This window comes from Amycolatopsis sp. cg13 (genome assembly GCF_041346965.1).
Classification (GTDB): domain Bacteria; phylum Actinomycetota; class Actinomycetes; order Mycobacteriales; family Pseudonocardiaceae; genus Amycolatopsis.
Genome location: NZ_CP166848.1, coordinates 7,527,220 through 7,539,590 on the forward strand (window position 1 = coordinate 7,527,220; position 12,371 = coordinate 7,539,590).

Here is a 12,371-nt window from a genome sequence, read left to right on the forward strand (position 1 = left end):
GTTGCCCCGCCACGAATCAGCGCCGGTCGGGCAGATGGCACCCGAGGCGAAGCGGCTGGCCGAAAAGGTCGAGCAGCGGACGCTCACGACCAAGGCTTTCCCCTTGTCGGACGGTCGGACGCAGCTCCAGGTGTCGCAAACGCCGCTGCACTATCGCGACACCGCCGGGCACTGGCAGGACATCGACACCCGGATCGAGAAAACGTCCGCGCCGGAGGGTTTCGTTTACCGCAGCGAACACAACACTTTCCACAGTTCTTTCGGGGTTAAAACGGATCATCTCGTCGGTTTCAAGCAAGGCGAACGGGAAATCCGGCTCGGTATCGCCGGTGAATCGCGTTCACTGGAACCGCGCGTCGAGGGCAGTGCGATCACCTATCCGGGCGCATTCCCCGGTGCCGATGTGGTGTACCAGGTGACCCCGGACGCGTTGAAAGAAAAGCTCGTGCTGGCCAAACCTCCGGCCCAGGGGCCGAGCTACAGCTTCACCATGGACCTGGCCGGTGTCGAGGCCGCGCAGCAAAAGGACGGTTCGATCGCCTTCTTCCGCGCGGGCGGGGACCGCGACGGCGGGCCGCTGTTCGTCATGGCCAAGCCGTTCATGCTGGACGGTCGCGACGACGCGGCTTCTCCGTACGGGAAGTCGTGGAGCGGAAAGGTCGCCCAGACGGTTCGCGCCGAGGGCAACCGGTTCACGATCACGGTGACCGCGGACCAGGAATGGCTGCGCGCCAAGGAACGCGTGTACCCGGTGGTGATCGACCCGACCATCAAGATCCAGCCCACCGCCACCCAGGCGCAGGACACGATGGTGACCTCCGACGAGCCGGACGCCAACCACGACGGCAGCTGGCGGCTCTCGGTCGGAGCGACGAACTCCGGCACCGCGCGCAGCTTGCTGAAGTTCGACCTCGCGAACATTCCGGCTGGCACGCGGCTGGATTCGGCGCAGCTGCAGGTGTACTACGACCAGGACCACACGACAGGCGCCAACGACGTCACCGTGGAAGCGCACCGCGCGACCCAGCCGTGGACGGCGAGCACCGCGACCTGGAATTCCTCCGCGGCCGCGTTCGCCGAGGTGGGCCAGAACCAGGACAACGTCGACGACGGCGAACCCGGTCGTACCGCCGCGAACGGCGAGTGGCGCACGGTCGATACCGGCGACGCTGAACAGGCGGTGGGCCACAGCTACCGGGTCGGCAGCCGCGGCGGCGACTACACCTGGGTTCCCCGCCTCACCGAGGACGGCGATTACCAGGTCGAGGTGCACTACGTGCCCGGAGCGAACCGGGCGTCCAACACGCCGTACACCGTGTTCTACAACGGCGGGCAGCAGACCGTGCCGGTGGACCAGACCGCCTCGGCCGCCGGCGGATGGAAGTCCCTGGGCACCTGGCCGTTCAAAGCGGGCACCGGGCACAAGGTCGTGCTCGGCGGGGTGCCGGGCAAGGAGGTCGTGGCCGACGCCGTACGCCTGACCAAGCCCGGCACGCAGGTCAAGAAGGCGAACAAGGCCAATGTGTGGCACAGCTTCAGCGTGCGTTCGACCGTCCAAAGCTGGCTGGACGGCGCACAGCCCAACCACGGTTTCCTGCTCAAGGCCGCTGACGAGACGCGGGGCATGGGCGGTCCGCGCTACGAGGCCGCCGAGTATGCCTACAACGGCGCGACCGAGCAGACCCCGCGACTGCTGCTCACCTACGGCAAACCTGGTCCCGCCCTGGACGCGCCGACGACGATCCGAGCTACCGGCGCGAACCTGACCTGGTCGGCCTATCCGGGGAACGACCTGGTCGAGTACCAGGTCCACCGTTCGGTATTCCAGCAGTTCACCCCGACGGCGGCGACACTCGTCGCCCCGCTGCGTCCCGGCACCGCCAGCTACGCCGACACCACGGCGCAGCCGACCAAAGCCGACGATCCGCAGCCGTTCGGCAACGCCTTCTACTACGTCGTCGCGGCCATAACGCGCGACGGCCAGCTGATCCCGTCCGCGACGCAGCTGGTGCGGCTGCCCAAAGCGGGCCAGGTCGTCAAGGTCCTTCAGGGCAACGCCGCCGACACCACCCTGGCCAGCAAGCAACCCGATCAGCCGCACGACAAGCTGACCGGCGAGCCGTGGCTGTCGGTCGGCAACAACTCCGGCACCTTCGGCGCGACCCGCGGCGTGGTGAAATTCCCGGATCTGGGCGGGATTCCGTCCGGCGCGCGAGTGCAGAACGCGGAGCTCAGCCTCTGGGGCTTCACCTACGTCGGCGGCACGCCGGTGGGCACCGGCACTTACGAAGCGCACGGGCTCACGAAGGACTTCGACCAGGGCAGCGCCACCTGGAACAAGGCGAGCGCGGGTCGCGCCTGGTCGACTCCCGGCGGCGATTTCGACCCGGCCGTCGCCGGAACCACCACCGGAGTCACGAACGACCCCGCTTTGCGCGTCCTCGGCGTGACCGGTCTGGCACAGCGGTGGGTCAACGATCCGGCGAGCAACCACGGCGCGCTGGTGAAGCTGGCTGACGAAGCCAACCCGGCCGAGCGCACGATTTTCCTCAGCAGCGAGGCCGCCGAGCCGCGCCTGCGCCCGAAACTGACCGTGGTCTACACCGAACAGACCGCGGAAAGCACCTACTACGCCCCGACCACGCCGGACCGGATGATCCCCGGCGACGAGTACCCCGTCCCGGTCACCCTCACCAACACGACCGGCGCGGCCTGGCCCGCGGCCGACTACGCGTTGTCCTACCACTGGGAACTGCCCGACGGCACCGATGTGACCGGCCCCGGCAACCGGCTCGAGACGCCGCTGCCCAAGGACATCGCGCCCGACGGCGTGGTCGCGGTCGACGCGAAAGTGAAGACAGCGACCCCGTTCGACCTCGGCAACAAACGCGAAGCCTTCGTGCTGAAGTGGGACCTGCGGAACCGGACGACCGGGAAGTGGCTGTCGGAAACGACGAAGATCCCGCCGCTGGCACAGAACATCACGATCGACGATCCGAAGTCGGACCAGCTGGGCCTGGAGAAGTTCTACTCCTACTCCGGCGGCAACACCGGAGCCGGCTCGACCCTGATGGTCAACCAGTTCGCGGGCAACGCGGTGTGGTCCTACAACGCGTTGAGCAATCCGAGCCGCGGCCTGGCGACGTTCCTGCGGATGACCTACAACGCCCAGGACACGTCCAACTCCTACATCGGTTCCGGCTGGTCTCTCTCCGCCTCCACCTTGGCCAGGCTGGGCACCCCGCTGGAGTTCTACGGCTGGGGCGGGGCGGGGTATCCGGCCAAGATCGTGCTGACCGACGGGGACGGCACCAGCCACCAGTTCGCGCTGAACAAGCACGACAGCCCCGACCCGCGGCTGTGGGACTACGACAAGCCCGCCGGCGTCCATCTCTACCTGCAGCGCACCGGGAGCAGCGACCCGAACCGCACGTGGGTGATGACGCGGCCGGACCGTACCCAGCTCGTGTTCGACAGCGACGGCTACCAGAGCGCCACCGTCGACAAGAACGGCAACGAGCTCCAGTTCACCTACGAACGCTCGTGCGTCAACAACCACAACACCGGCATCCTGAAATACCTCACCGACGCCACCGGCCGCCGGACCCTGAACTTCGAGTATTTCCAGAACGGCGACCCGGACTACGACTATTTCACCGGCGACAAGAAGCACCACGGCGTCAACCTGGCCAACGGTAAGATCGCCAACCAGCTCAAGGCGATCACCGACATCTCCGGACGCCGCATCGAGTTCGTCTACAGCGACCGCGGCCTGCTGCAGGAGATCACCGACGGCGCGGGCACCGATCAGCACAAGACGTTCACCTTCTTCTACAACAACGCGTTGCTGAACAAGAACGCGAAGCTGATCTCGGTCACCGACCCGCGCGGCAATTCCACCGGACTGTCCTATTACGACGATCCGGCCCGCAAATGGAAGACGCGGACGCTGACCAACCGGGCCGGGAAAGACACCAGCTTCGACTACCGCTACCCGGATCCGGAGCACAGTTCGGCGGTCGACTCGATCGTGACCGACGCCAACGGCCACGCGTCCGACACGCTCATCGACGGCTACGGCCGCCCGACGAAGCTGACCAACGCGAAGAACCAGACCACCGAACTGACCTGGGACGCCGACAACAACGTCCGCCGCCTGGCCGAGGACGGCGGCAAGGCCGTCGCCACCTGGGAATACGACCCGGTCACCGGCTACCCGAAGAGCATTGCCGACGCCGAGGCCAACGCGAACAAAACCCCGGCTACCGCGCTGAACTACCGGACCGGGCTGGGCGGCCACGTCGCCGACCTGACCGAGAAAATCACCCCTGAAGGCCGCAAGTGGCTGTTCACATACGACGACCGCGGAAACCTGGTCGCCGTCACCGATCCCAAGGGCAGCGGAGATCCCGCTTCCGGCCACTACACCACTTTGAGCAGCTACGACAGCTATGGCCAGCTGCTGACCGTCACCGACGCCAACAACAACACCACGACCTTCGGGGATTACGACCCCATCGGCTCGCCGCGCCAGATTACCGACGCCTACGGCCATGACACCCTGACCAAGTTCGACGCTACGGGCAACGTGCTGTCCACAATGGACGCACGCAAGAAGGTCAGCGAGTACACCTACGACCTCTTCGGCAGGCCGCTGTCGTCCAAGGTGCCCAAGGACGCCGACAAGGGCGACTTCATCTTCACCCCCGGCGCGCAATACGACTCGAACGACAACGTCATCAAAACGACGGCGGCCAACGGCGCGGTCACCTCGGCCGCTTACCGGCCCACTGACGAGATCGCCGCGGTCAGCGCCCCCAAGGACGATGCAGGCGATCCCGACCGGACCACGACTTACGACTACGACAACGTCGGAAACCTGCTGCGGCAAACTGATCCGAAGGGCGCCCTGACGCCCGACCCCGGCGACTTCACCACGACCCGGGAATACGACCAGCTCAACCGGGTCATCGCCACCGTCGACGCCAGCGGCAACCGGGCCACATACGACTACGACAACGTCGGCAACCTCACCACCGTGGTCGACCCGCGCAAGACCGCGACGCACGACCCCAAGGCGTACACGGCGAAGTACGCCTACGACCTGAACCACCGCGTCAAAACGGTCACTGACGCCGCGGGCTTCACCACCGGCCGGAAGTACGACCGAGACGGCAATATCGTCGAGACTACCGATGCCGAGCAGAACACCTCGGTGCTCAAACTCGACGCCCGCGCCATGGTCGAGGAGCAATGGGTGCCGCGCGCCAAGGACGCGTCGGGCAATCCCGTCTACCGCAAGACCCGCTTCGAGTACGACGAGGTCGGCAACAAGACCAAGGTCATTTCCCCGCGCGGCACGGAGATCGCCGGCAACACCGACAACTTCGCCGCGGTCACTGTCTACGACAAGCTGAACCGCCCGATCGAACAGCAGACCCCGTTCGACGTCAACGACGAACGCGTCAAGACGCCGGACAAGACGACCTACAGCTACGACGAGGTCGGCCGGCTCACCGAAGTCAGCGCGCCGCCGTCCAACGGCCAGAACTTCCGCAACGTCACGCGCACCAGCTACTTCGACACCGGCTGGCTGCGCTCCAGCGTCGACCCGTGGAACATCACCACCACCTACGACTACGACCAGCTCGGCAAGCAGACTGCCCGCACGCTCACCGCGGCCGGCGGATCCATGAGCCGCACCATGGCGTGGTCGTTCTACCCGGACGGAAAGCTGAAGTCGCGCTCCGACGACGGCGTCCCGATCGGCCGGGATGTGCGGGTGATCGACAACAGCGACCCCGCCGCCATCGTCACCGGCACCTGGGGCACCGGCGGGGCCGACCCGAACCCTGACTACGAAGGCTTCGACTACCGGCGGCACAACCCCGGCACGGGCAGTGACACGGTCGCCTGGAACCTCGACGCGCCGCGCACCGGGACCTACGAGATCTTCGTCCGCTATCCCAAGGCAGCCACCGCCACCAACGCCACCTACACCATCGATCACGACGGCGGCAGCACGACCAAGACCGTTGACCAGACCCAGCAACCCGGCCAATGGGTCAGCCTCGGCTCGTACGGTCTCACCGAAGGCCAGCCGCGCAAGGTCACTCTGTCGGACAAGGCCAACGGCGTCGTAGCCGCGGACGCGGTGAAGATCGTCCGCGACGGCAGCGGCGAAACCGGCCCGGCCCAGCAAAAAACGTTCGGCTACCGCTACGACCCGAACAACAATCTGGTCGACATCACCGACTCGAGTCCGAACACCAAGATCGACAACTATGCGATCGCGTACAACGGGCTGAACCAGATCCAGCAGGTCCAGGAAAAGCTCAAGGGCGCCGTAGCCAAGACCACCACCTACAGCTACGACCCCAACGGCAACCCGAAGACCCGGGACCACGACGACCAGCACTCGGTGTACGAGTACGACGTTCGCGACCTGGTCGAGAAGGTCACCAACACCGACACCGGCGGTGCGCCGCAGAACACGACCTACACCTACACGCCCCGAGCTCAGAAACTCCTCGAAACCAAGGCGAACGGCAACCAGCTCCAGTCCGAGTACTTCCCGGACGGCGCACTGCGGCACGAGGTCGAACGCAAGCCCGACGGCACGATCGTCAGCGAACACACCCGCGACTACGACGCCAACGGCAACCCCGCGCACGACACGCAACACACGATGAACGCCGACAACCACGGCGCTTATCTGGACAACACCCGCGCCTTCGCTTACGACCCCCGAGACCGGCTCCGCTCATCGACCAAGACGGAGCCTTCGGGCGCCACCCTCGGCGTCGAGAAGTACCTGCACGATGCGAACAACAACGTCATCGAGCAGACGATCGACGGGAAGACCACGAAGTACACGTATGACCGCAACCGGCTGGTCACGTCGTCGATCGACAAGAACACCAGCACGCACACTTACGACCCGTTCGGTCGGCTGGACAACGTGACTGTCGACGGGACGTTGCTGGAGAAGTACCGGTACGACGGCTTCGATCGCATTGCGGAGTACCAGAAGCTCAAGGAAGGCAGCGCGACTGAGCGGGTTACGACGACGTATGCGTACGACCCGCTGGACCGGACGCTCGCCAAGACCGAGGGCGGTAAGACCACTGATTTCGCTTATCTCGGTCTGTCTTCCAATGTCTTGAACGAGAAGCTTGCCGGGAAGCTGGACAAGTCTTACCAGTACAGCCCCAATGGGCAGCGGCTGTCGCAGACCAAGCAGACCGGTGACGGTGGCAAGGAGACGACTCAGTACGGGTATAACCCGCATACGGATGTCGAGACTCTTACTACGGATAAGGGCGATACGAAGGCGACTTACGGTTATACGGCTTACGGGAGTGACGACAAGCAGTCGTTTACCGGGATTGACAAGCCTAAGCCGCAGGATCCTTCGGCGCAGGCCTACAACTCCTACCGCTTCAACGGGAAGCGTTACGACACTGCCAGCGGCAATTACGACATGGGGTTCCGTCACTACAGTCCGGGCCGCAACACCTTCCTTACTCGCGATTCCTACAACGGTGCGCTCGGTGATCTGGGGTTGACCACCGATGCTTTCTCCGGAAGCCGTTATGCGTTCACCGGTGGAAATCCGGTCAGCCGAGTCGAGCTCGACGGTCATATCGACACTGATACCTATCGATGCGGGGAAATCCACAGTTGTGCCCAGGCTGACCTGGCCTATCGCGAGCAGCACAATGTCCAGATCCCGGAGGGGCTTCGCGAGAAAGCCAGCGCCGAGGCTGGGGTGAACAGTGCGATGAACACGCCTGCGACAGGCGGTGAATTGCCCAAGGAAAAGCTGGATGTGCTCCGTGGGTTCGGCTACGAAGGCTCATCGGGATTCACCTGGCGCGAAGCGATGGAGTTCGCCAACCGAGGCCCGGCGACAGAAGCTCTCGTCTGCGACACTCTCGGCGGATCTCTCGACGAATGCCGGATGGGTCAGCCGTTGCACGGGGTGGCCGGGTTCATCTACGACGTCTTCCTGTCCAACATTCCGGCGTGCGCCACGATGGATGCGCTGGCGTGCGGCGGGGTAGCACTTGAAGTCGGGGGCGGAGCTGCCGGAAAGTTCATCGGCAAGGTCTTCGGCGACGCGAAGAAGGTCGAGGGCGGGATTGCGGCGAACAAGATCAACGGTGACGCTGCGGCGGACGCGATTGCTGCAGGATTTCCAGGTGCTCAGCGTGAGGTCACGCTGCAGGCCGCCTCGGGGGCCCGTAGAATCGATGTTCTGACGACCAGCGGTGTCGCCATTGAGTCGAAGCTTGGTCGCACGTCACTGACCAGCGACATCAAAATGCAGATACAAAAAGATGTGGAAATCATGCAGAGATCTATCGGCGGTGTCAAGTCGGTCGAATGGCATTTCACGAAGAGCCCGGTGACGGGTCTTGGCGGTCCCACGGGTCCGCTGCTTCAGGCGTTGCAGTCCGCGAACATCCGTGTGGTAATAAGGTAATATGAACTGGGATGGTTACGAGCCGTACCTGCCACCGTACGCCCGGCCGCACGCGGAGTTGACGAGGGGGCAGGCGCGCGAGTCGTATGAGCGCCTCATGGAGGCTGCGCCTGAGCGAGTCGAGCAACTGCGAAAGTTGCTTCTTTGCAACGGGATCGAGCTTGGCGACGATGACGTGGCGGTGCAAGAGCTCAACGACTGGTTCAGGGCAGGCGTTGAATCGAATCCGGACAATCCGGAACGTCTTCGCAATCTTTGGTACGCCGTGGTGAACGACGTGGCTATGTTTCTTGGCGGCCTTGTTGTATCCAGGAATCCCAACTTGCACTGGGCGCTGTTTACTGGAGGTAAGCGCGATGTGGCGTTCCATAAACATGTCGTGATGGGGTTCAGCAAGGTGGCAAACCCAAAGTATAACTTAGATATCGATCGCATCGTCGCCACTTATGCCTATCAGATCATCGAGGGGCAAGATGTCGATCCTGAATTCTTCCGTCGAATTATGGATATGGCAGCCGCTGATGCTTAGGAGCGGCGTGGCGTGCTCTGAGATTGGATTGACTGCGTCGATGTATTGTCGAGGATTGCTGAGATTTCGGTCAATGAGACCAAACTGCTTGTCTGCAGCTCGGTTTACCGGCGAGCTGTGAGGATAGCGGGGCACTGGAAATAGGGTGCTCACACCACAAATCCCAGCCGCCGAGAAACCTCCTGGCCTACCTGAACCACGCCCCGCACTGCAGCCTTGCGCTTCTCCCCAACCAACTGCCGCGCAAACCCCGTAACCCCAACGGCCCCAGCCACCGCACCCTCGGCGTCAAAGAACGGCGCAGCAAGGCAAGCGATCTCAGCCTGCTCCTCCTCGCTCTCAATCGCATACCCATCAGCCCGCACCTTCGCCAGCAAGGCCAAAAACTGTCCCGCATCCGGCGCAGCAGCCTTCGGCCCCGCTCCGTGCGAAAGACGGGACAGCAACGGCTTCAGCTCAGCCTCCGGCAGATGCGCAGCGATTGCCCGCCCAAGCGCAGTCAGGTCGAACGGAGCAACCTTTCCCCGATAAGTATCGAACTGCACAAACCCAGGCGTAGAAGCCTTAGCCACATAAACGACCGAGGCATCCTCCAAGATCCCCACATGCGCGGGCATCCCCAGACTCTCCGCAAGCCGCCGCAGGTCGGCCTGGACGATGGACGGCAGATCGACCTTCCGTACCAGTTCGATGGCCAACCCGTAGAGCCGCAGCGTAGGACGCCAGAAATGGCTCCGGCCGACGACCCGCCGCACGGCATATCCCCGCTGCTCCAGCGTGTAAGCGATAGAAGCGCAGGTCGCGAGCGGCACCTCAGCAGCCTTAGCGAGGGCGGTCAGCGTCAGCGGTTCCTCGGCCCGCACGAGGGCTTCCAGCACGGTCAGCGTCCGGTCCGCGGCCGGCGACGCTGCTTTGCCCGGTGCGTCGCTCATGGCACCAACCTTTCGGATACCTGTACTCATCTTCGGAACACGGTAGCGTCCGGTCAGCCGGCTGGCTCGATACGCTCGATCGTCTGTTCGGCCCAGGACCGGATGGCGGCGGCCTGCGCGGGGGTCAGCTCATCCAGGAAGTGGCGGCGGATGTTGTTGCCGTGGACCACCAAGGCCTCCTGGATGACCGTGCGGCCGTGCGCGGTGAGGCTGATTCCGGTGCGTCGGCCGCTGGGGCCGCTGCGGGTCGGGGTGACCAGGTCGCGCGACTCCATCCTCGTCAGCTGGTGCGAGAGGCGGCTCTTTTCCCAGCCCAGCGCCTCGACCAGATCGGCGACGCGCGCCTCTCGGCCGGGGGTTCGCCACAGGGTCACGAGCACGCTGAACTCGGCCTTCGAGATGCCGCAATCCCGCTGCAGTCCGCGGTCCAGTTCGCGGGTGAGCAGGCGTTGGGCGCGCACCCAGGCGTTCCACAGCTCCCAGTCGTCGGGCGTCATGGGCAGGGAGCGTACCTCCGCAGTTGACTCATCAACTCGATCGGCCCTAGAGTTGATGCATCAACTTTGGGGAGGGTTCATGCGGACGTTGCTGCGGAACGGCATTGTGGTCAGTCTCGATCCGACGGTCGGGGATCTGCCGCATGGGGACGTGCTGATCGAGGACGGCCGGATCGCGGCGGTCGGCACCGCGCTCGAAGCCGATGCCGAGATCGTGGACGCGACGGGCAAGATCGTCCTGCCGGGGTTCGTGGACACCCATCGGCACACCTGGCAGACGGCGTTTCGCGGGCTTGGCGCGGACTGGACGTTCGCCGAGTACCGCGAGACCATGCACGAGAAGCTGAGGCCGCACTACCGGCCGGAGGACGTGTATCTCGGCAATCTTCTGGGGCGGCTCGAGGCGCTGAACTCGGGCGTGACGACGATGCTCGACTGGTTCCACTGCTCTGATCGCCCGGAGAACGCCGACGCGGCGATCGACGCGCTCGATGAGGCTCCAGGAAGGTCGATCTTCTGTTACTCCGCAATGGACCCCGCCGACACCGCCCGAGTGCGGAATCGGCTGTCCGGCGACGAAATGGCGTTCGGGTTGCGCGGGCCGATTCTGACCACAATGGACACGGTGGCGGCAGACGTCGCGTTGGCCCGGGAGCTCGGGCTCAGGGTGAGCGTGCACATCCACCGTTCGGCTCGCGACTCGATTCCCGAGATGCATGAACGAAAACTGCTTGACGACCGGACGACAATTGTGCACGGCAACGGCCTCACCGACGAGCAGTTGGCGATCCTCGCGGACGCGGGCTGCTCGGTGACGGTCAGCCCGGACGTCGAGCTCAAAATGGGGTTCGGGTGGCCGGAAACCGGACGTCTGCTGGCCGCCGGGATCCGGCCGTCGTTGTCGATCGACGACTGTCCGTCAGTGGGGGGTGACATGTTTTCGGCTATGCGTACGGCATTCGCGGCGCAGCGCGGTCTGGACGGCGGTCTCGTCGCGCGCGACCTACTTGAGTTTGCCACTGTGGACGGTGCTCGGACTTGTGGGCGAGACGGCCGGGCAGGGAGCATCAGTGTCGGGAAGGACGCTGATCTGGTGCTCATTGACGCGGAGGATCTGTCGGTGTTTCCAGTCAACGATCCGGTGTCCACAGTGGTCACCGCTGCGCATCCGGGGTTGGTGGACAGCATCTTCGTTGGCGGAAAAGCAGTTAAGCGGGACGGGAAACTGCTGGGGGTTGATCTGCCGAAGCTCAGGACCCAATTGCTGGAATCGCGCGACCGGATCGCGACGGCGGCCGGATTGGCGGGCCAGTGAAAGTCCTGGAGACGGATCGGTTGCTGCTGCGGCGATTCACCGAAGCCGACGCCGAGAACCTGGTCCAGCTCGACAGCGACCCGCGGGTGATGCGGTTCCTGACCGGCGAGCCGACGCCCCGTGCCGAGGTCGAGAACGAAATCCTCCCCGCCATCCTCCGGGACTACGAAAACGGACCGGCTGGACGGTGGGCGGCGATCGAGCGGGAGACTGGCGAGTTCGTCGGCTGGATTTCGCTGGACCCGCCGGAAGACGGCAGCACGGCGGAGCTGGAACTCGGCTATCGGTTGATGGCGAAAGCCTGGGGCCGCGGCTACGCGACGGAAGGCGCGCGGGCGGTGATCCACAAAGGATTCACCGAACTCGGCATGCGAAGGGTGTGGGCACAGACGATGGCGGTGAACACCCCGTCGCGCCAGGTGATGCAGCGGGCTGGGCTGACTTACGTCCGCACGTTCCACGTCCACTTCGACAATCCGTTGCCGGGCACCGAACACGGAGAAGTCGAGTACGCGTTGACCAGGGACGAGTGGGTGGCCAAACGCCGAGGCTGACCCGGGCGCCGCGATTCAGGCTGAACCAGGGCAGGACTCGTGCCCCGCCGTCCATG

General features: G+C 64.6%; 6 protein-coding genes. 4 read left to right on the top strand and 2 right to left on the bottom strand.

The genetic code is table 11. The features are described 5' to 3' along the window. The first annotated feature begins 34 nt into the window (after window positions 1-34). Both AB5I40_RS35365 and AB5I40_RS35370 read left to right on the top strand, forming a co-directional pair. A complete protein-coding gene (locus AB5I40_RS35365; protein WP_370934521.1) occupies window positions 35-8,488 on the top strand; it encodes a DNRLRE domain-containing protein in 8,454 nt (2,817 codons plus the stop codon). Between the two features lie 97 nt (window positions 8,489-8,585). Then, window positions 8,586-9,017, top strand: coding sequence for a hypothetical protein (locus tag AB5I40_RS35370; protein WP_370934522.1), 432 nt, complete (start codon window positions 8,586-8,588; stop codon window positions 9,015-9,017). Window positions 9,018-9,166: 149 nt separating this feature from the next. Here the strand turns inward: AB5I40_RS35370 and AB5I40_RS35375 are convergent, their stop codons facing one another. Together AB5I40_RS35375 and AB5I40_RS35380 are read right to left on the bottom strand one after the other, a co-directional pair. Continuing rightward, window positions 9,167-9,949: an IclR family transcriptional regulator gene (locus AB5I40_RS35375; protein ID WP_370934523.1), complete on the bottom strand. Its 783-nt coding sequence runs from the start codon at window positions 9,947-9,949 to the stop codon at window positions 9,167-9,169. 53 nt (window positions 9,950-10,002) lie between these two features. Further along, entirely contained in the window at window positions 10,003-10,446 is a 444-nt protein-coding gene (locus tag AB5I40_RS35380; RefSeq protein WP_370934524.1) for a MarR family winged helix-turn-helix transcriptional regulator, read from the bottom strand. Between the two features lie 79 nt (window positions 10,447-10,525). Here AB5I40_RS35380 and AB5I40_RS35385 point away from each other — a divergent pair, with 79 nt between their 5' ends. Together AB5I40_RS35385 and AB5I40_RS35390 are read left to right on the top strand one after the other, a co-directional pair. Beyond that, window positions 10,526-11,761: an amidohydrolase family protein gene (locus AB5I40_RS35385; RefSeq protein ID WP_370934525.1), complete on the top strand. Its 1,236-nt coding sequence runs from the start codon at window positions 10,526-10,528 to the stop codon at window positions 11,759-11,761. Continuing rightward, entirely contained in the window at window positions 11,758-12,315 is a 558-nt protein-coding gene (locus tag AB5I40_RS35390; protein WP_370934526.1) for a GNAT family N-acetyltransferase, read from the top strand. The genes AB5I40_RS35385 and AB5I40_RS35390 overlap by 4 nt, the downstream gene beginning before the upstream one ends. The last annotated feature ends 56 nt before the right edge of the window (window positions 12,316-12,371 follow it).